Below are 18,032 nucleotides of genomic sequence, written 5' to 3' on the forward strand. Positions count from 1 at the left end.
ATGAAGATCGACGAAGTCCGCAAGCACGTGACGACTCCCCTGACCGCCCCGGCGTTCGCGCCCGTGGTCCCGAGGTTCACCAATCGCGAATACCTGAACATCGTCTACCGCACCGACGCCGACGCCCTGCGCGCCGTCGTACCGGAGCCGCTTCAGGTCGAAGAACCGTTGGTGCGCTTCGAGGTCATGAAGATGGGCGACGTTTCCGGCTACGGCCCGTACACCGAGTCCGGCCAAGCGATCGAGGTCAGCTTCGACGGCGAGCGCGGCGAGTACCTGCACGCGATGTACCTCGACAACTTCCCGGCCACCGCGTCCGGACGCGAGGTGAGCGCGTACCCGAAGACCGTCGGCAGCCCGAGTCTGTATGTCGACAACGGCGTTCTCGTGGGCACGTTGGACTACGGGACGCTTCGGGTGGCGACCGCGACCATGGGCTACAAGCACCACGAGCTGGACGTCCGCGAAGCGGAGAAGCAGATCACCGTCCCGACGTTCATGCTCAAGACCATCCCGGGCTACGACGGCACGCCGCGCGTGCAGGAGCTGGTCCGCACCGAGATCACCGACGTCGTGGTCAAGCAGGCCTACACCGGCCCCGCGCGGCTGCAGCTGTTCCAGCACGTCCTGGCCCCGCTGGCCGACCTGCCCGTGCTGGAGGTCGTGTCCGCCAGCCACATCCTCACCGACCTGACGCTCGCCCCGGTCAAGCCGGTCTTCGACTACCTGAAGGGAGCCCAGTCATGAAGAACGCTGCAATCATCGGCGCCGGCACCATCGGCCTGTCCTGGACGGCGTTGTTCGCCCACCACGGCCTGACCGTCCGCGTCAGCGACCCGCGACCGGACCTCGCCGAGGCCATCACCGAGGCACTGGAGACGTTCGCCCCGCACCTGGGCACGACCGCCGACGACCTGGCGAGCCGGGTGCACGTCGCCGCCGACGTCACCGCGGCCGTGAAAAACGCGGATGTCGTGCAGGAGAACGGACCCGAGAACGTCGAGTTCAAAAAGGACCTGTTCGCGACGCTCGTGAAGGAAGCCCCCCAGCACGCCCTGTTGCTGAGTTCGTCGAGCGCCATCCCGTCGACGGCGTTCACCGGCGACCTGGGAGACGCGTCCCGGGTCCTCATCGGACACCCGTTCAACCCGCCGCACCTGCTCCCGCTGGTCGAGGTCGTCCCGGGCGAGCGCACCAGCGGCGAATCCGTGCAGCAGGCCGTCGATTTCTACACCTTCCTCGGCCGGACGCCGGTCGTGGAGCACAAGGAAATGCCCGGCTTCGTCGGCAACCGGCTGCAGAACGCGCTGAGCCGCGAGGCGATCTACCTCGTCGAGCAGGGCGTCGTGACGCCGGAGGACCTCGACAAGGTGATCACGAATTCGCTCGGCATCCGCTGGGCCACGGTCGGGCCGTTCCTCGGCTCGCACCTGGGCGGCGGCCCCGGCGGCTACCGGCACATGTCCGAGCACATCGGCAAGTCGATGAAGAAGATGTGGGCCGGGCTGGGCAACCCCAGCCAGAGCCCGAAAGAGCAGGAACGGCTGATCGAAGCCGTCGAAAAGGCTTACGGCTCCTCCACGTACTCGGAACTCGCCGAGACGCGCGACCGCAAGCAGCTCGCAGTGTTGAACGCAGTGGAGGAGAACTGACATGGAACCGCTCAAGGACAAGCTGACCGCCGACTTCTACGACTTCGAGGCGCTGCTGCCGGACGACGAACGCAAGCTGCTCGTCCAGGCGCGCGAGTTCATGCGGAACGACGTGAAGCCACTGGTGAACGAGAACTGGGAGAAGGGCACCTTCCCGAAGGAACTGATCGGGATGTTCCGCGAGAGCGGTCTCGCGGGCCTGCCCTACGAGGGTTACGGCGTGCACAAGCCCGCGGTCAGCCACCTGCTCACCGGCATGATGGCGATGGAGATGAGCCGCACCGACGCGTCGGTCGCGACGTTCTTCGGTGTCCACAACGGACTCGCGATGTACTCGATCTACAGCGGCGGCAGCCAGGAGCAGCGTGACCGCTGGCTCCCCGAGATGGCCGCGATGGACAAGATCGGCGCGTTCGCGATGACCGAGCCGCTCGGCGGCTCCGACGTCGCCGGCGGCATGCGCACGACAGCCAAGCGGGACGGCGGCTCCTGGGTCCTCAACGGCGCCAAGAAGTGGATCGGCAACGCGACCTTCGCCGACTACATCGTCGTGTGGGCGCGGGACGTCGACGACAACCACGTCAAGGGGTTCGTCGTCGAGAAGGACATGCCGGGCTTCGTGGCGGAGAAGATCGAGGGCAAGATCGCGTTCCGGATCGTCGAGAACGCCGAGATCACCCTGACCGACGTCCGAGTGCCGGAGGCGAACCGCCTGCAGGGCATCGACTCCTTCCGCGACGTCGCGGAGATCCTGCGCGCCACCCGCGGCGGCGTCGCGTGGCAGGCGCTCGGCGTGGCGATCGGCGCCTACGAGGCCGCGCTCGCCTACGCGCAGGAGCGGCAGCAGTTCGGCCGGCCGATCGCCCGCTTCCAGCTGGTGCAGGACCTGCTCGTGAAGAGCCTCGGCCACATCACCGCGTCGTGGGGCATGCTCGTGCAGCTCGCCCGCCTGCAGGACGCCGGGATCTTCAAGGACGAGCACTCGTCGCTGGCCAAGGCGTTCGTGACGTCGCGGATGCGCGAGGTCGTCGCCTGGAGCCGGGAGATCTTCGGCGGCAACGGGATCGTGCTCGGCTACGACGTCGCGCGCTTCTTCGCCGACGCCGAGGCGATCTACTCCTTCGAGGGCACGCGCGAGATGAACACCCTGATCGTCGGCAAGGCGATCACCGGGCAGTCCGCGTTCGTCTGATGGTTCAGTTCACGCAGCCGGCGGCCGTCGAGGTCGCCGGCTGCTTCGTGGTGCCCGAGGTGTCCGGCGTCTTGCCCGGGTCCGGCGTCGACGTGCCGGTCGCGGCCACCGGCTTGACGCCGCCCGCCACCTCGTCCCCGGACGCCTGCACCGCCGGCGTGCTGATCGCCGTGCGGACGAACTGCTGGACCTGGCCCGGGTCGACCTTCACCGCGTCGCCGTCGGACGGCGTCGCCAGCGAGAGGCTCTGCACCGGGATCGTGGCGAAGCCGATCGCGCCCGACGTCATCCCCCGCAGCTGCTGCGCGAAGCTCAGGACGTCCCACCCCTTGTCCAGGACGACCGACCCCTGCACCGCGCTGACCAGCGCGTTCAGCTTCGACGGGCTGGTGAACGTGCCGGCGTTGAGGACGGTCTTCGCCATCGCCGACAGGAACGCCTGCTGCCGCGCGATCCGGTCGAGGTCGCCGCCCGGCAGCCCGTGGCGCTGCCGGACGAACGCGAGCGCCTGCGCGCCGGACAGCGTCTGCGGCCCGGCCGGGAAGTCCGCGCCGGAGTAGGTGTCGTGCACCGGCGCCTTGAGGCAGACCTCGACGCCGCCGACGGCCTGAGACAGCGCGTCGAACCCGGCGAGGTTGATCGACGCGTAGTGGTTGACGGTCAGGCCGGTGAACTTCTCGACGGTCTGGATCGCGGTCTTCGCGCCGGCCTCGTTGGCCGCGACCTCCAGCTGCGCGCCCGAGAGGCCCTGGGCGCGCAACCCGGACATCGCGGCGTTCTTGCCGCGGCTGTACGCCGAGTTGATCTTGTGCTTGCCGTAGCCGCCAGCGATGTCCACATAGGAGTCACGCGGGATCGAGATCGCGGTCGCCGCGGCCCCGCCGGCCGGGATGTGCACCACGATCATCGTGTCCGTGGTGTCCCCGCCGTCGTCGCCGCTGCCCGCGTGCAGGGCGTCGAGAACGCTCTGCGGCAACGGGTTGCCGTACGCGTCGGTGCGCGCGTCGATCCCGACGAGCAGGATGTTCTGGGCGATCTTCAGCGGTTCACCGGCCGGGGTGTCCTCGGTGCCGATCTGCGCGGCGGGCGGGATGACGTTGGCCGTGACGATGCCGTCGTCCAGCTTGCTCAGCTGCGACCACGCGTACCCGGTGGCCGCGAGCACCAGCGTCGACACGACGCCGAGCGCGACACGGCCGCCGATGCGGCGCCCCCGGGACGACAACAGCACGACAAGTTTCCCCTTGCTTCCCTCGATGGAACCCCCTGTGTCCGAGGATCACCGCGTTAGCTGGGAATCACCTGAGAAACTTGTTGAAAGCTTGTGACGCTGCCCGAACGGCCGAGCAAAACCGGGCCCATCGGCCGATTTCGCGACGCACCGTGCCGAAGCGCGCACGGGAATGGGCTGTGGCGCCCGACACACGCGTCCCGGCTAGCGGGTCACCGCGGCATCCTGCGCCAGATCGCGCGCGGCAGCAAGCGCATCGCGAAGAAGACCGGACGGAGTACGCCGGGCACCCAGACGACCCCGCGGCCGCGGCGCAGCGCGGCGACGGTCGCGTCGGCGACCTGGTCCGGCGTGCTCGAGAACGGCGCCGGCGCCATGCCCTCGGTCATCCGCCCGATCACGAAGCCCGGGCGGACCAGCAGCAGGTGGACGCCGGAGCCGTGCAGCGCGTCGGCGAGGCCGCTCGCGAAGCCGTCGAGACCGGCCTTCGCCGAGCCGTAGACGTAGTTCGCGCGGCGCACCCGCACCCCGGCCACCGAGGAGAACACGACGAGCCGGCCGTGCCCCTGCGCGCGTAGGAGGTTCGCGGCGTGGGTCAGGACGCCGACCTGGGCGACGTAGTCGGTGTGGACGATCGCGGCGGCGTGAGCGGCGTCGGACTCGGCCCGCTCCTGGTCGCCGAGGATGCCGAAGGCGAGCACGACGACGTCCAGGGGCCCGTGGTCGGCCGCGACCTTCTCCAGGAACGCGCCGTGCGCGGCGAGGTCGTCGGCGTCGAAGTCGGCGGTTGCGACGGTTTCGGCGCCGGCTTCGCGCAGCGCGGCGACCTCCCCGGCGAGGTCCGCGCCCGGCCGCGCGGCCAGGACGAACCGCCGTGCGTCCCCGCTGACCAGGCGTTTCGCCACGGCCAGCCCGATCTCGCTGCGTCCGCCGAGCACCAGCACCGTTCCGCTCACCCCGGCAGTGTCCCAGTCCGGCCGGGAGCCGCGCGCGGCAGGTCGGAATGTCCACTTTGGACGCGCCGGTCACCGTCATGCGCGAGGAGGTCGCCGACGTCGGGGCGAAAGACCCGGCCGACCTGCGAATTCTCGGCGCCTGCCTCTCGGTGCGCTAGCTTGCCGGAGTGGACTTCGAAAGCGTCGTCGAGCGGCACCGCCGGGAGATCCAGGTGCACTGCTACCGGATGCTCGGCTCGCTCGGGGACGCCGAAGACCTGACGCAGGAGACCTTCCTGCGGGCGTGGAAGGGCCGCGACGGGTTCGAGGGGCGCGCGAGCGTGCGCACCTGGCTCTACCGGATCGCGACGAACGCCTGTCTCGACGCGCTCGCCCGGCGGCCGCGGCGGGTGCTGCCCGATCAGCTGGGGCCGTCCGGGGAACCGGACGGGCCGCTCACCACCGTCGACCAGCCGTGGCTCGAGCCCTGCCCGGACCGGCTGCTGGACCTCGAGACGCCGGACGCCGTCGTGGTCGAGCGGGAGACGATCGAGCTGGCCTACCTCGCCGCCGTGCAGTACCTGCCGCCGCGGCAGCGGGCGGTGCTCGTGCTGCGCGACGTGCTCGGCTGGTCGGCGAAGGAGACGGCGTCGCTGCTGGAGACGAGCGTCGCGTCGGCGAACAGCGCGCTCCAGCGGGCCCGCACGACGCTGCGTGAGCGGCTGCCCGCACGCCGCTCCGAGTGGACCGCGGGCGATCCGACAGCGGTGGAAGCCGCGCTGCTCAAGCGGTTCATCGCGGCGTACGAGCAGGGTGACCCGAGCGCCGTGGCGAAGCTGCTGCACGAGGACGCCCAGGCCGTCATGCCGCCGTACCCGCTGTGGTTCGCCTCGCGCGGGGCGATCATCCGGGCGCTTTCGCTCAGCATGGACCCGGCGGCGCCGACCTGCGTCGGCCGGTTCCGGATGCTGCCGATCCGCGCCAACCGCCAGCCCGCGGTGGCCACCTACCTGCGACGCCCGGGCGAGGACGGCTACCGCTGGTTCGGCGTGACGCTCCTGACGATCGAGCGCGGCCTGGTGGCGGCGATGGCGGCGTTCGAGCCGCCGTCGGCGGAGCCGTGGGGCCTGCCGGAAGCCTGGCCCGCGGACGGCACGCCCCCGCCGGTCTGAGCACGTACGCGGGTCCGGCGTGATCGAAGCCGTGCCCCGCGTGATCGACGCCGTGACTCACGTGAGTGAAGACGCGACTCGCGTGAGTGAGGACGGGACTCGCGGGATACGGAAAGTACTCGGAAATGCGGCCAATGACACTCGAAGAATGCGTCACCCACATCAGGCAATGGAAATGCCCGGGTGGGTGATTCCACAAGGGTCACCCACCCGGGCACACACACGCCCGGAATTCGTTCTCCGGTTTCGGTGTTTCGCTCCAGGCCGCCGGGAAGAGGTCACCGGGCGGCGGTCACGCCACTCGGTCCCGCTGGGGCGCCGTGCGCACCAGCCGGCGGCGTTCGACCGCGGTGGTGCCGCCGAAGACGCCGTGGTCCAGGCCGTTGTCCAGCGCGTAGCCGAGGCACTCGGCGCGTACCGGGCAGCGACCGCACACCGCCTTCGCGTGGGACGTCTGCCGGGCGCCCGGACCGACCTCGGAGATCGGGAAGAACAGTTCCGGGTCCTCGTCCTTGCAGGCCGCGAGTTCCGCCCAGCCCGTCATCGTGGCTTCCATTTCCTTCGTTCACCTCCCTAGCTCTGCTTGTTTCCCATTGTCGTGACGCGTCAACCGACTTGACCGCCGCGGGCGCGCAAGCGTATCCGCCTGGGTCAAGGGGTTTTGGCGTCGGTCCCCGGCTCACCCTCCGGGCAACCAAGACTGCAACACGTGAGAGTACGCCTTTCTTCCGGGGATCTCGATGTCGATCACGTCACCCGATCGACAGCACCGGCACCGGCGCGTCCCCTTGCACGATCGCGCGCGGACCTGGTCGCCGGCGCCGGATTTGCCGGTCCGGCAAGGATTTCCGGCTCGGCCGCGGCGGACCGCACACTGGACGCGCGGTGGCCGGCCGATGACCGGAAGTCACCGTTCGCGGGTGCGTCTCCGGCGCGAACCGGGACGCGTGGCCAGTTGCTCTCGGCTTCGCTCTCCGTGGCTCATCCCGCCCGGGTACTCAAGATCGTCAAGCCAACCCATCACTTTGCGTGACCCGGACGGCGTACCGCATTACTCCTACCGAGGAGTCGTGGCCGAATCGTTACACGTAGCGGTCACCTCACCGCACTTGTTCCTGTGGAGGCGAGGGGTGGTGAGGCGGCCGTGTGCGGTCGAGACGAGTTCGACGCGTTCTTCCGCGCCGATTTCCCGCCACTCGTGGCGTTCCTGTGCAAAGCCGGGTTCGAGGTCGAAACCGCGCGTGACGTCGCCGCCGAGGCGATGCTGCACGCGCTGGAGGCGTGGCCGACCATCGAGGACCCGCGGGCCTGGGTCCGCCGCGTCGCCGGCCGGCTGCTCGACGCGCCGGGGGAAGCGCGCGTCGACTGGGCACCGGTCGCCGACCCGCGGGACGACGAGAAGCTGGCCGCCCTGGTGGAGCAGCACGGCGACCTCATCGAGCTGCTCGCGACGCTCCCCGCCCGGCAGCGGACGGTCCTCGCGTGGTCGCTCGACGGGTTCACCCCGGCGGAGATCGCGCAGGCGCTCCGGGTCGACCCGGCGACCGTCCGGTCCAACCTCCGCCACGTACGGGAACGCCTCCGGCGTCACCGGGCCGCACCACCCGACGATCAGCGGGACAGGGGAAGGTGAGCTGAAATGCCGGCAACCGAGTACGGGGATCGCGCGATCACCGAGCAGCTGCGGGAGTCCAACGCCGCGCTGCACGACTCGCTGCGCGTCGGCCTCGACGTGGAGGGCACCCTGCTGCGGGTGCGCGGCCGCGCGCTCGTGCGGGAGATCGCCGCGGCGCAACCCGCCGGGGACTTCCCGGACCACTGGCGCCGGCACGACGAGCCGGTCGCCGCCGCGATCGCCGGCGACGACGCCGCGACCGCCCGGCTGCTCGCCACGATCCGGCCGCTGGTGGTGCGCTACTGCCGGGCCCGCGTCGGGCGCACCGAGCGGACCTTCGCCTCGGCCGACGACGTCGCCCAGGAGGTCTGCCTCGCCGTGCTCACCGCGCTGCCGTCCTACCGCGACCAGGGCCGCCCGTTCCTCGCGTTCGTCTACGGCATCGCCCAGCACAAGGTCGCCGACGCGCACCGCGCCGCGGCCCGCAACCGGACCGACCCGGTGGCCGAGGTGCCCGACGGCGTCGCCGACACCACCGGCCCGGAGCAGCGGGCCCTGCAGTTCGAGCTCAACGAGCGGCTCACCCGGCTGATGGAGATCCTGCCCGAGAAGCAGCGCGAGATCGTCGTGCTGCGGGTCGTCGTGGGGCTGTCCGCGGAGGAGACGGCGGGCGCGGTCGGCTCGACCCCGGGCGCGGTCCGCGTCGCCCAGCACCGGGCACTGGCCCGGCTGCGGCGGCTGCTGACCGGCGACGAGGCGTAGTCAGCCGGGTTTCCTGGGTCCGACCCGGTCCAGCACGAACTCCGCGAGCGCCGCGGCGGGCTCCTCCATCGACTCCCGCGCCAGCAGCATGAACTCGATGTCGCCGGGCTCGGGCAGGCCGTCGAGCTCGACGAGGTCGGCCGGGACGAGGCTGCGCGCGTGCAGGGTGACGCCGAGCCCGGCCGCCGCCGCGGCCCGCAGACCGGTGAGGCTCGAGGTCTGGCACGCCGCCCGCCACTCCAGGCCGGCGCGTTCGAGGCACTCCACGGCGAGCTGCCGGGTGATCGACGGCATCGGGTACTGCACCAGCGGCACCGGCTGGCCCGGCTCCAGCACCGTCGCGGCCGAGCCGATCCACACGAGCGGTTCGCGCCACAGCAGCCGGCCGTGGTGCGCGCCCGGACGGCGTTTCCCGAGGACCAGGTCCAGCTGCCCGGCCCGCAGCCGCTGGGCCAGGACGTCCGAGAGCTCGACGGTCAGCTCGACGTCGACCAGCGGGTGACTGCGGCGCAGCCGGTGCAGGATCTCCGGCAGCTCGCCGAGCGCGAAGTCCTCGGACACCCCGAACCGGACGCGGCCGCGCAGCCCGGCGCCGCGGAAGTGCCGCTGCGCGCGCTCTTCGGTGTCCACGATGGTCTGCGCGAACCCCACCATCGCCTGCCCGCGCGCGGTGAGCTCGACCGTGTGCGTGTCGCGGGCGAACAGCAGCCCGCCGGCGTCCTTCTCGAGCCGCCGGACGTGCTGGCTGACCGTCGGCTGGCCGACGCCGAGCCGGCGCGCGGCCGCGGTGAAGCTGCGCGTCTCGGCGACGGCGAGGAACGACCGGCACAGCCGTGGGTCCAGCACTCCCGCACTTTATCGCGATCGGCGATAACAGTCAGTCCGGTCATCGGGGTTCACAATGAGCGGCGTGCGTTCGAGAATGGCCGTGGAAGGAGATCCATGTCCCGCTTGCGTCTCGACCCGTTCATCGTCGCCATCCTCGCCACCGTCGGCGTCGCCACGCTGCTGCCCGCTTCGGGCGCCGTGGCCAGTGGGTTCAGCACCGCCACGACGGTCGCCGTCGGGCTGCTGTTCTTCCTCTACGGCGCCCGGCTGTCCACGCAGGAGGCCCTCGAAGGCCTGCGGCACTGGCGGCTGCACTCGGTCGTGCTCGCCTCGACGTTCGTGCTGTTCCCGCTGCTCGGCCTGGCCGTGACGCTGCTGCCGTCGTCGGTGCTGCCCGGGCAGCTCGCCGCCGGCGTGCTGTTCCTGGCCGTGCTGCCCTCGACGGTGCAGTCCTCGATCGCGTTCACCTCGATCGCGCGGGGCAACGTCGCGGCCGCGATCTGCAGCGCGTCGCTGTCCAACCTGGCCGGCATCGTGGTGACGCCGATCCTGGTGGCACTGCTGCTGTCCGGGGACGGCGCGGGTGTCGACGGCTCGGCCGTGCTCGGGATCGTGCTGCAGCTGCTCGCGCCGTTCGTCGCGGGCCAGCTGGCGCGGCGCTGGATCGGCGACTGGATCACGCGGAACTCCGCGCCGCTCAAGCTGTTCGACCGCGGCTCGATCCTGCTGGTCGTCTACACGGCGTTCAGCGCGGGCATGACCGAGGGCATCTGGCACCGCCTCGACGCCGGTCACCTGCTGGTGCTCGCGGTGGTCTGCGTCGTCATGCTCGCGGCGGTGCTGACGGCGACCGGGTGGGGCGCGAAGGCGCTCGGGTTCGCCCGCGCCGACCGGATCACCATCGTGTTCTGCGGGTCGAAGAAGAGCCTGGCGAGCGGCCTGCCGATGGCGACGGTGCTGTTCGGGCACGCGCAGGTCGGGCTGATCGTGCTGCCGCTGATGCTGTTCCACCAGCTGCAGCTGATCGTCTGCGCGACGATGGCGCGCCGCTACGCCCGCGACGCCGAGGGTGCCGAGGAGCTCGTCGCCGCCTGAGCGATGAGTTTCCCGGACCGCGCCCGTCAGTAGAGGTGACCCCGCAACGAAAGGCACCTCCCGTGGCCAAGCTGCTCTACCACATCACGATGTCCCTCGACGGCTTCGTCGCCGGGCCCGCCGGCGACATGTCCTGGCTCGCGGGACAGGTCTCAGGGCCGAACCCGGTCGTCGAGCGGCTGCTCGGCGAGATCGGGGCGGTCCTGCTGGGCCACCGCACCTACGCCCCGGCGACGTCGGCCGAAGGCGAGGTCTACGGCGGCCGCTGGCGGGGCCCGAAGTTCGTGCTGACGCGCGACGACCCGGCGACGGCCCAGCCGGGCTTCACCTTCGTCGAGGACCTCGGGGACGCCGTCGCGACGGCGTCGAAGGCCGCCGGTGACGGCTACGTCGCGCTGCTCGGCCCGACGCTGGCCCGGCGGTGCCTGGAAGCCGGGGTGCTCGACGAGGTGCTGGTGCACGTGGTGCCGGTCCTGCTCGGCGACGGCGTCCGGCTGTTCGACCACCCGGGCGGCACGCAGGTGCGGCTCGACCCGATCGAGCTGAGCCACGCGGGGCGGATCAGCACCGTCCGGTGCCGGGTCGCCTGACGCTCCATTGTGGACAGTCCCGCTCAGCGGAAACCCGGTGACACCGGATCACCGCGCGCCCTAGTGTTGATGTTCGTCGTGCGGGGGAGGCACGATCCGGGGGCTTCTTCGTGCTGCCCGGCGCCCTCGCGCGCATCCGGCGACGAGGGGACTCCGATGACAGGCACGAAACTCCGGAGAACAGCCACCGCGGTGACCGCGCTGGGCACGCTCGCCCTGGTCGCACCGCCGGCGCGGGCCGCCGAAACCACCGTTGCCTGTGACGCGGCCGCGCTGGTCCAGGCGGTCGCCGCGGCGAGCGCCACCACCGACGCGGACACGCTGTCGCTGGCGCCGGGCTGCGACTACGCGCTCACCGCCGTGGCGGACACCACCTGGGCGGCGGGGCTGCCGTCCGTCCGCGGGAGGTTCACCGTCCAGGGCCACCACGCGACGATCCGCCGGGCCGCGGGCGCGCCGCGGTTCCGGCTCATCGCCAACTGGGGCGACCTGACCCTCACCGACGTCACGCTCACCGGCGGCCACGCGCCCGACGGCGTCGGCGCCGGCAGCGACGGGCGCGGAAACCCGGGCGAAAGCGGGGGCGCCGTCGAGAACTGGGGGCCGCTGAGCATCACCGGCAGCACGGTCACCGGCAACACATCCGGCTCGGGCGGGCGCGGGGCCGACGGCGCCTCGCCCGGCCGCGGCGGGCCGGCCGGCTTCGGCGGCGGGATCTCCTCCTACATCGGGAGCACGACCGCTCCCCTGACCATCACCGGCAGCGAGATCACCGGCAACTCCACCGGCGACGGCGGCCGGGGCGGCGACGCGACCGGGACGGCCACCGGCGGCGACGGCGGCTCGGGCGGATTCGGCGGCGGGCTCTACACCTCCGTCGGCACGGTCCTGCGGATCACCGGCAGCACCGTCACGGGCAACACCGCCGGGGTCGGCGGCCCGGGCGGAACGGGTGGCCCCGGCGCCGGTTCCGGAGCCGGCGGCAGCGGCGGCTCGGGCGGTGGGCTGTTCGTGTCCACCCGCCAGGGTGCGCACCTGAACCCGGACGTCACGACGACCGAGCTGAGCGGAAACCACGCGGGCCGCGGCGGCGACGCGGGCGTCCCGGGCCCGGGCGGTTACGCCGGCCGGGCGGGCTACGGCGGCAGCGGCGGTGGGCTCGGCCTGTTCTACGACGCGCTCACCTTCGACGGCGGGAGCGTCACGGGCAACACCGCGGGCGAGCCGGGAGCGGGCTACTCGCCGCTGGCCGCCGACGCCGGCGGCGTCTACACACTGGACGCCCGGGTGACGCTGGCCGACGGCGCGACGGTGACGGGCAACCGGCCGAACAACTGCTCTTCGGTGACGGACGTGCCCGGATGCGTCAACGACGGGAATCCCTTGCTCCACGCGGCCGTGGCCGGATCCCGGGACGGCCGGGCCGAGGCGGCCGTCGCCGCGTTTTCGGCGGCGGCGCGTCGCTGACCGGTTCCCGGGCCCGGGCGGGACGTGTTCCGGCCGGGCCCGGGTTTCGGCGGGAAACGCTGAGAGCACAACGGAAATCGATGCACGATGGGTGCGCGCCGGCGGGAATCCGCTGGGCGGCGAGTGTGCCGCGCGAGCGGACCTCGCCCACGACCGAGTGGGGCGGGCGGGGCTCGAACCCGCGGCCAAGGGATTATGAGTCCCCTGCTCTAACCAACTGAGCTACCGCCCCCTGACCCCGGTGCGCGCAGGCGGCTCAGGGATTCACCAATGCAAAGAAGACCCAGTTCGTTTCAAGTTATCACAACGGCCATCCGGGCCCACCCGGTAGGCCAAACAGGTTGTCGTGGCTGCCGACCGGAGCACGCTCGTCTAAGTTGCAAGGACGTTGCCGCTGAACGGCCCGGCGGGAGGTGAACGATGGCCACCGCACTGCGAGCCGCACCGGCACAGCTGCTCCGGCTGGCGTTGCTCGACGCCGTGACCGCCGGCGCCGGCCTCGGCTACCTCGCGCACCAGTACCGGGAGGCGCTCGTGGCGAACTCCGCGGCCATCGGCCTGGCACTCCTGCTCCTGTTCGCACTCGGCTACGGGATCCGCACGGCCGCCCGGGTGCTGTCCCGGGCGGGTTCGCGCGTGGACGCCATCGTCGCCGACGAGCTGCGGGACAAACCGTCACCCTGGCCTCGCTGAAGCCATTGCCGGGCAAGGGTTTCGCCGCGGATTCCGTGACCTGAATCAGCCAGCAGGCGGCGTCGTGGTCGGGGGCGGCAGCGTGGTGGTCGGAATCTGTGTCGTGGTCGGCGGTGTCGCCGCAGCGCCGTAGACCGCGTAGGTGAACCAGATCTGGCCGAACGTCTTCGGCGTCGTCTGAGTGAACATCGCGCGCACCTGGAACGTCGTCGCCGTGTACGAGCTCAGCACCGTGTTGAGCGTGAACGCGTTGAACGCGCTCGGCGTGTTCGGCGAGACCACGACCGCCTCCGGCACCTTGCCGAGGCCGTGGGTGACCGTGCAGAAACCGTTGCCGTCGGTGACGCAGGTGGCCTGCGCGGCCTGGACGATCGGCGCCGGCGCCGGGCCGACGGCCGCGGACGCGCCCGCGAAGACCACCGCGCCCGCTGTCACCACCGAAGCGCCGGCCAAGGCCGCGAAAGCGATCCGTGCTCTGTTTCCCATGTGGGCCTCCCCTGGAGAACGACGCACCCAGGGTCGTCGCCGGCCCGCACGCCGTTACGCGTCCGCCAGCCACTGGACGCCGTACGCGTAGCCCAGCTGGGGGGCCGCGAAGTCCTGCACCACCTCGAACGTGCCGTCGAGCGGCAGGGGCTCGCCCGGCTGCGGCGGGTCGGACAGGACCGAGGTCGGCACCTTGTCCAGGCGCCAGACCGCACGGGGCAGGTGGTCCGGGTCGAAGCGGATCCGCACCGTGAACGACTCGCACGTCACCAGCGGCACGAACGCGTACGACGGGCGGATCGGGCGGCCGTCGCGGACCTGGTACTCCAGCGAATACGTGTGGTCTTCGCCGGCGCCGAGGGGCCGGGGCAGGTCCAGCAGCCAGCGGAAGTGCCGCTGGCCCTGGCGGATCGGCGCGCCCAGGCGGACGCCGAACTGGGCGTCGGCGGTCACGTCGCGCTCGGCGTCGGTACCGTCCTCGACGCGGGGCACCGTGAACTGCGCGGAGATGCGGCTGAGGCCGTCGCGGGTCGCGACGATCAGGCGTTCCTCGATCAGCGTCGGCACCGGGGTGTCCAGCCGCACGACGGCGGTGAGCCGCTTGACGAACCAGCCCTTGTCCGGGTCCTGCTCCCCCCGTTCGGGGTGCATGCTCGCCTCGATCTCGGCGGCCAGCCGGGCGCAGGCCCGGTCGATCCGCCGCCGGGCGGTGCGCTCGGCGACCTGCAGCCGCTCCATCAGGACCGCGACCCGGTCGCTGAGCAGCGAGTGCTGCGCGCCCGGCTCGATGCACAGCGCGATGGTGACCGCGAGGCGGTCCTCCAGGGGGAACTCCTCGATCGCGGACTCGATCGCGGCCCGCAGGACGCGCCGCGCCTCCCGGTCGTTCTTCGCCCGGTGCAGCTCGCACCAGCCGGAGATCAGCGGACCCACCCGGCCGAGCAGGCCGTCGGTCTCCAGGCCCCAGCCCCGCCGCAGCGTGGTCAGTTCGCGGCTCAGCCCGCCGTCGTGTGCCATCGGAAACCGATTGTGGCACGCGGACTTCCGCGCGATCGGACGTAGCCGCTCCACCGATCAGGTGATTCACCGGGTGGCCAGTTGCTGGCCAGTCGGCCCGGAACTCGGCCTGGCACCGACCTTTTCCCCTCCCCCGAGGGGCCGACCATTTGCCCTGTCGGCGTATTCGCGCGAGGCATCTGGAGGAACGCTTGCCCGGCACCACGCACCCGATCCGCCCGGCCGACGTCGCCGGGGTCCGCGAGCTGGCGCGCGCCGGGCGGCTGGCCCGGTCGGCTTCGGCCGCGCCGCCCCGCGACCTCGCCCGGCTGCGCGGGGCCGTGTACACCGTGACCTGGCCGCTGGTGTTCGCGCGGATCACCAAGCCGCTGGAACTGCAGCGCCGGCACCCGGACTGCCTCCGCGGGCTCGAATGGATGCGGCCCGACTGCCTCGACGGCTTCCACGACGACGTCGAAGCCGTGGTGGAGCACGCGTTGCGGCGCGCGACGGACCCGATCCAGAACCTGGAGGGCTGGCTGGCCACCCGGCTCAGCCCGGCGACGGTCGACGCGCACCGGCGGCGGCGCGGCGAAATCGGGGCCCTGCAACGACCTCGGCTCCCGGCCTGGCTGGGCGACGCCCTCGGCGGCGACCCGTGGCTGGGCGAGCTGGCCGTGCGGATCCTGCTGTGGGCCGGCGTGCCGACGACCGCGGGCGGCGAGCTGTGGCCACTGGCCGGCTGGGCCGCGCGCCGCGCCGAGGTCACCGGGGAGCCGCCGGCCGGCCACGACCACCGCGAGACGCTCGACCGCGAGGTGCGGACCGTGCTGGCGGCCATGCGGACCCGGCCGAAGTGGTACGCCGAGCACGTCGAGCGGCCGCTCGGCCACAAGCGCGCGCCGGTCGCGCCGATGCCGGCGGACAGCTCGTCCGAGCTCACCGCGCTGGAGCTGGTGCGCCCGCACGAGGTCGACGACGCCCGGCTCACCGGCCTCGCCGAGCAGGCGCTGCAAGCGATCGAGGCCCGGCTCGCCCGCGGCCAGGACCCGGCGGTCGCGATCACGGCGGTCGTGCGGGTGGTGTTCGGCACGGCCGCCTCGGCCACGCTGGACCGGTTGCCGCACAACGGTTCCGCCCGCGACGACTGGCTGTCCGCCGCCCTCGCCGACGAAGCGCGTCTGGCGCGGATCGTGGCCACGGCCTTGGCCGTCCTCGACCGCTGACCGCCTGCGCACCGGTCGTGAGTGGTAATGCGGGTCAGAACCCTCATCACCACTCACGACGGGCCGCGGCAGACCCGGGAAGCCGTCACTCACGATCCGGGCCCCGGCTGTCTTCGGCCACCGATCCCGACCGGACGTCGAGCAGTTCGGCCAGGACCTCGGGCGGGCAACCCGCCTCACGGGCCCGGGTCCCGGCGGCGGCCAGTTCGGCCACCAGCAGCTCACGCAGGGACGACCGGGTCGCGTCGGCCAGTCTCACCCGATGCTCCTCTCGCCGGCGCCGGCGCCCGCCGGTCCCGCCTTCCCCTGACGGACACGCCTCGACGCCTCAGCGCCACCACGGTGGCGGCGGTGCCGGGAGCCGCAGCGGGCAGCACGTGTGCCGGCCCACCCAGCAGTCGCCCAGCCAGCGGGTCAGCGCGACCGGGCCGAGGAGGCTGTCCTCCCACACCGGCCGCAGCTCACCGGCCCGGCGCAGGACGCGCTCGGCCGTGCGGCAGAAGCGGATGATCGTCGCGACGGCGGCGTCGGCCCGCTCCGTCGTCCAGGCGACCGCGGCTCCGGGCAGCCGGGCCGGCACGGCCAGGCCGGGCGCGACGGTGCAGTCCCGGGCCAGCTGCACGGCGAGGTCGAACTCGACCGCTTCGGCGCAGCGCTGCCGCACCTGCCAGCCGGGCGACGCCGTGGCGGCGTGCAGGCCGGCCAGCCGCGCGGCGGCCAGCCCGTCCCACACCGTCAGGAGCACCGCTCGCGTGTCGGCCGGTGGCGCGTCGGCGAGCTCGCGAGTCGCGGCGCTGAGCCAGGCACACGGGTCCTTGACGAGACGATCAACGGTGATGGTCACGGCAGCCAGTTTTGCACCGGAAGCCGCGAAAGACAGCAAGATGATCATGGATCGCGGCAGGTCCACCCGGTCGGTGGCGCACCGTTGAGCGGCGCCGTCCCCCTTTTGAGCACTCTTCGTGACCGAATCGTCACAGGTGTGCGATCATGAGCGCGCTCAACGTCGAGCACGCCCTCCTGACCGTCCCGTGAAAGGGCCACCGACGAGTGATCAAGATCAGCAAGAGTCCCGCCGGCGCCAAGCGCGTCACCTTCAGCCTGCCGATCGGCGCGCCGCCGGGGCGGGTGAGCGTGGTGGGGTCGTTCAACGACTGGACCCCCGGCCGCCACCACCTGCTGCCGCGGTCGAACGGCCGCCGCTCGACGTCGGTCGAGGTGGTGCCGGGCACCGTGCTCCAGTTCCGCTACCTCGGTGAGGACGGCCACTGGTTCGACGACCCCGACCTCCAGGACCGCGCGAACGGCAACTGCGTCTGCGAGACCAACTAGCGCTAGGACCGGCGACGCGGCTTGCCGCGCTTCGCCACTCCGCCACCGCGTCGACCGGCTCCCGGCTTCCCGCCCGCGGACTTCCCGCCGGCGGGCTTGCGGGCCGGCGGCTTCCTTTCAGCGGGAGCCGGTGCCGGTGCGGGCGAGCGGCCGCGCGTGCTGTTGACCGTGCGGCCGCGGACGATGCCGATGAACTGCTCCATCAGGTCGCTCGTCTCGTCTTCGAGCCACGACAGCGCCACGCTCGACTGCGGGGCGTCCGCCACCGGCCGGTAGGTGAGGTCGCGGCGGTGGTGCAGCCGGGCGAGCGACTGCGGGACGACCAGCACCCCGACGCCCGCCGCCACCAGCTCGATCGCGTCCGCCGTCGTTTCCGGGCGGTCCACGGCCGGGTGGCCCGGGAGCGAATCCCACTCGATCGTGTCGTCGAGGGGGTGCAGCACGACCTCGTCCGCCAAGTCCGCTGTGGACACTTCGTCGGCCGCGGCGACCACGTGGTCCTTGGGGACGAGGACGACCGTCGTCTCGGTGTAGAGCGGGATCGTGTGCAGGCCCTCGCGGTCCAGCGGCGAGCGCAGCAGCGCCGCGTCGGCGCCGTGCTCGCGCACGAGGGCGGTGGCGTCCGCGGCGGCCACGGGCACCAGCTGCAGCGGCACTTCGGGGACCCGCTCGGCCCAGGTCCGCACCCACTTGGCGGGTGTCGCTCCCGGGACGTACGCGAGCCGGAAGGAGGCGGGAACGTCCGGGCCGGTCACCGGGT

At 72.3% G+C, this 18,032-nt stretch carries 21 protein-coding genes and 1 tRNA gene; 12 read left to right on the forward strand and 10 right to left on the reverse strand.

The features are described from left to right. Genes ACLJQZ_RS10830 through ACLJQZ_RS10840 form a run of 3 tightly spaced genes read left to right on the forward strand, consistent with a single transcriptional unit; the run spans position 1 to position 2,844 of the window. Positions 1 to 747 carry an acetoacetate decarboxylase gene (locus ACLJQZ_RS10830; RefSeq protein ID WP_410619868.1) on the forward strand — a complete coding sequence of 249 codons (747 nt, stop codon included), beginning with the start codon at positions 1 to 3 and terminating at the stop codon, positions 745 to 747. Further along, on the forward strand, positions 744 to 1,652 hold the full coding sequence (locus ACLJQZ_RS10835; protein ID WP_410619869.1) for a 3-hydroxyacyl-CoA dehydrogenase NAD-binding domain-containing protein: 909 nt from the start codon (positions 744 to 746) through the stop codon (positions 1,650 to 1,652). Before ACLJQZ_RS10830 ends, ACLJQZ_RS10835 begins: the two co-directional genes overlap by 4 nt. A gap of 1 nt (position 1,653) precedes the next feature. After that, positions 1,654 to 2,844 (forward strand): acyl-CoA dehydrogenase family protein, encoded by a 1,191-nt coding sequence (locus tag ACLJQZ_RS10840; RefSeq protein WP_410619870.1) that lies wholly within the window; start codon positions 1,654 to 1,656, stop codon positions 2,842 to 2,844. 4 nt (positions 2,845 to 2,848) lie between these two features. Here ACLJQZ_RS10840 and ACLJQZ_RS10845 read toward each other — a convergent pair whose 3' ends face one another. Both ACLJQZ_RS10845 and ACLJQZ_RS10850 read right to left on the reverse strand, forming a co-directional pair. Then, complete coding sequence (locus tag ACLJQZ_RS10845) at positions 2,849 to 4,075, reverse strand: LCP family protein (protein ID WP_410619871.1); 1,227 nt, start codon at positions 4,073 to 4,075, stop codon at positions 2,849 to 2,851. A 212-nt stretch (positions 4,076 to 4,287) separates the two neighbouring features. After that, positions 4,288 to 5,031 (reverse strand): SDR family NAD(P)-dependent oxidoreductase, encoded by a 744-nt coding sequence (locus ACLJQZ_RS10850; RefSeq protein WP_410619872.1) that lies wholly within the window; start codon positions 5,029 to 5,031, stop codon positions 4,288 to 4,290. 167 nt (positions 5,032 to 5,198) lie between these two features. Between ACLJQZ_RS10850 and ACLJQZ_RS10855 the strand changes: the two genes are divergently transcribed. Further along, the gene (locus ACLJQZ_RS10855; protein WP_410619873.1) at positions 5,199 to 6,182 is read left to right on the forward strand and encodes an RNA polymerase subunit sigma-70; all 984 of its coding nucleotides are present in this window, start codon (positions 5,199 to 5,201) and stop codon (positions 6,180 to 6,182) included. A gap of 292 nt (positions 6,183 to 6,474) precedes the next feature. On the opposite strand, the gene ACLJQZ_RS10860 is transcribed toward ACLJQZ_RS10855, so the two are convergent. After that, positions 6,475 to 6,738 (reverse strand): WhiB family transcriptional regulator, encoded by a 264-nt coding sequence (locus tag ACLJQZ_RS10860; RefSeq protein ID WP_247054803.1) that lies wholly within the window; start codon positions 6,736 to 6,738, stop codon positions 6,475 to 6,477. A gap of 588 nt (positions 6,739 to 7,326) precedes the next feature. On the opposite strand from ACLJQZ_RS10860, the gene ACLJQZ_RS10865 reads away from it, so the two are divergent. Together ACLJQZ_RS10865 and shbA are read left to right on the forward strand one after the other, a co-directional pair. Continuing rightward, a complete protein-coding gene (locus tag ACLJQZ_RS10865) occupies positions 7,327 to 7,815 on the forward strand; it encodes an RNA polymerase sigma factor (protein WP_410619874.1) in 489 nt (162 codons plus the stop codon). Between the two features lie 147 nt (positions 7,816 to 7,962). Then, positions 7,963 to 8,559, forward strand: coding sequence for an RNA polymerase sigma factor ShbA (gene shbA, locus ACLJQZ_RS10870; RefSeq protein ID WP_410620010.1), 597 nt, complete (start codon positions 7,963 to 7,965; stop codon positions 8,557 to 8,559). Here shbA and ACLJQZ_RS10875 read toward each other — a convergent pair whose 3' ends face one another. Beyond that, positions 8,560 to 9,405 carry a LysR family transcriptional regulator gene (locus tag ACLJQZ_RS10875; RefSeq protein ID WP_247054807.1) on the reverse strand — a complete coding sequence of 282 codons (846 nt, stop codon included), beginning with the start codon at positions 9,403 to 9,405 and terminating at the stop codon, positions 8,560 to 8,562. A gap of 96 nt (positions 9,406 to 9,501) precedes the next feature. Here ACLJQZ_RS10875 and ACLJQZ_RS10880 point away from each other — a divergent pair, with 96 nt between their 5' ends. The 3 genes from ACLJQZ_RS10880 (at position 9,502) to ACLJQZ_RS10890 (ending at position 12,539) form a co-directional block, all read left to right on the forward strand. Continuing rightward, positions 9,502 to 10,482 (forward strand): bile acid:sodium symporter family protein, encoded by a 981-nt coding sequence (locus ACLJQZ_RS10880; RefSeq protein WP_410619875.1) that lies wholly within the window; start codon positions 9,502 to 9,504, stop codon positions 10,480 to 10,482. A gap of 62 nt (positions 10,483 to 10,544) precedes the next feature. Continuing rightward, the gene (locus tag ACLJQZ_RS10885; RefSeq protein ID WP_410619876.1) at positions 10,545 to 11,072 is read left to right on the forward strand and encodes a dihydrofolate reductase family protein; all 528 of its coding nucleotides are present in this window, start codon (positions 10,545 to 10,547) and stop codon (positions 11,070 to 11,072) included. A gap of 156 nt (positions 11,073 to 11,228) precedes the next feature. Beyond that, positions 11,229 to 12,539: a hypothetical protein gene (locus ACLJQZ_RS10890; RefSeq protein WP_410619877.1), complete on the forward strand. Its 1,311-nt coding sequence runs from the start codon at positions 11,229 to 11,231 to the stop codon at positions 12,537 to 12,539. A 158-nt stretch (positions 12,540 to 12,697) separates the two neighbouring features. On the opposite strand, the gene ACLJQZ_RS10895 is transcribed toward ACLJQZ_RS10890, so the two are convergent. Continuing rightward, positions 12,698 to 12,771 (reverse strand) — tRNA-Ile (locus ACLJQZ_RS10895). 188 nt (positions 12,772 to 12,959) lie between these two features. On the opposite strand from ACLJQZ_RS10895, the gene ACLJQZ_RS10900 reads away from it, so the two are divergent. Beyond that, the gene (locus tag ACLJQZ_RS10900; RefSeq protein ID WP_410619878.1) at positions 12,960 to 13,232 is read left to right on the forward strand and encodes a hypothetical protein; all 273 of its coding nucleotides are present in this window, start codon (positions 12,960 to 12,962) and stop codon (positions 13,230 to 13,232) included. Positions 13,233 to 13,277: 45 nt separating this feature from the next. Here the strand turns inward: ACLJQZ_RS10900 and ACLJQZ_RS10905 are convergent, their stop codons facing one another. Continuing rightward, positions 13,278 to 13,718: a hypothetical protein gene (locus ACLJQZ_RS10905; RefSeq protein ID WP_410619879.1), complete on the reverse strand. Its 441-nt coding sequence runs from the start codon at positions 13,716 to 13,718 to the stop codon at positions 13,278 to 13,280. 54 nt (positions 13,719 to 13,772) lie between these two features. Further along, positions 13,773 to 14,735, reverse strand: coding sequence for a hypothetical protein (locus ACLJQZ_RS10910; RefSeq protein ID WP_410619880.1), 963 nt, complete (start codon positions 14,733 to 14,735; stop codon positions 13,773 to 13,775). Between the two features lie 191 nt (positions 14,736 to 14,926). On the opposite strand from ACLJQZ_RS10910, the gene ACLJQZ_RS10915 reads away from it, so the two are divergent. Further along, entirely contained in the window at positions 14,927 to 15,940 is a 1,014-nt protein-coding gene (locus tag ACLJQZ_RS10915; protein ID WP_410619881.1) for a hypothetical protein, read from the forward strand. 85 nt (positions 15,941 to 16,025) lie between these two features. Here the strand turns inward: ACLJQZ_RS10915 and ACLJQZ_RS10920 are convergent, their stop codons facing one another. Continuing rightward, on the reverse strand, positions 16,026 to 16,199 hold the full coding sequence (locus ACLJQZ_RS10920; protein ID WP_410619882.1) for a hypothetical protein: 174 nt from the start codon (positions 16,197 to 16,199) through the stop codon (positions 16,026 to 16,028). 69 nt (positions 16,200 to 16,268) lie between these two features. After that, complete coding sequence (locus ACLJQZ_RS10925) at positions 16,269 to 16,784, reverse strand: hypothetical protein (RefSeq protein WP_247054820.1); 516 nt, start codon at positions 16,782 to 16,784, stop codon at positions 16,269 to 16,271. Between the two features lie 206 nt (positions 16,785 to 16,990). Between ACLJQZ_RS10925 and ACLJQZ_RS10930 the strand changes: the two genes are divergently transcribed. Next, the gene (locus tag ACLJQZ_RS10930) at positions 16,991 to 17,272 is read left to right on the forward strand and encodes an isoamylase (protein WP_410619883.1); all 282 of its coding nucleotides are present in this window, start codon (positions 16,991 to 16,993) and stop codon (positions 17,270 to 17,272) included. Positions 17,273 to 17,274: 2 nt separating this feature from the next. On the opposite strand, the gene ACLJQZ_RS10935 is transcribed toward ACLJQZ_RS10930, so the two are convergent. Next, positions 17,275 to 18,027 carry a LysR substrate-binding domain-containing protein gene (locus ACLJQZ_RS10935; protein WP_410619884.1) on the reverse strand — a complete coding sequence of 251 codons (753 nt, stop codon included), beginning with the start codon at positions 18,025 to 18,027 and terminating at the stop codon, positions 17,275 to 17,277. Positions 18,028 to 18,032: the final 5 nt, after the last annotated feature.

It is taken from the genome of Amycolatopsis sp. cmx-8-4 (assembly GCF_046548675.1).
Classification (GTDB): domain Bacteria; phylum Actinomycetota; class Actinomycetes; order Mycobacteriales; family Pseudonocardiaceae; genus Amycolatopsis.

What these genes read in the sequence shown, in the direction of transcription:
- ACLJQZ_RS10910 (WP_410619880.1), bottom strand. Translation starts at nt 14,735, where the DNA reads ATGGCACACGACGGCGGGCTGAGCCGCGAACTGACCACGCTGCGGCGG.
- ACLJQZ_RS10880 (WP_410619875.1), top strand. Translation starts at nt 9,502, where the DNA reads ATGTCCCGCTTGCGTCTCGACCCGTTCATCGTCGCCATCCTCGCCACC.
- ACLJQZ_RS10860 (WP_247054803.1), bottom strand. Translation starts at nt 6,738, where the DNA reads ATGGAAGCCACGATGACGGGCTGGGCGGAACTCGCGGCCTGCAAGGAC.
- ACLJQZ_RS10900 (WP_410619878.1), top strand. Translation starts at nt 12,960, where the DNA reads ATGGCCACCGCACTGCGAGCCGCACCGGCACAGCTGCTCCGGCTGGCG.
- ACLJQZ_RS10890 (WP_410619877.1), top strand. Translation starts at nt 11,229, where the DNA reads ATGACAGGCACGAAACTCCGGAGAACAGCCACCGCGGTGACCGCGCTG.
- ACLJQZ_RS10905 (WP_410619879.1), bottom strand. Translation starts at nt 13,718, where the DNA reads ATGGGAAACAGAGCACGGATCGCTTTCGCGGCCTTGGCCGGCGCTTCG.
- ACLJQZ_RS10830 (WP_410619868.1), top strand. Translation starts at nt 1, where the DNA reads ATGAAGATCGACGAAGTCCGCAAGCACGTGACGACTCCCCTGACCGCC.
- ACLJQZ_RS10835 (WP_410619869.1), top strand. Translation starts at nt 744, where the DNA reads ATGAAGAACGCTGCAATCATCGGCGCCGGCACCATCGGCCTGTCCTGG.
- ACLJQZ_RS10840 (WP_410619870.1), top strand. Translation starts at nt 1,654, where the DNA reads ATGGAACCGCTCAAGGACAAGCTGACCGCCGACTTCTACGACTTCGAG.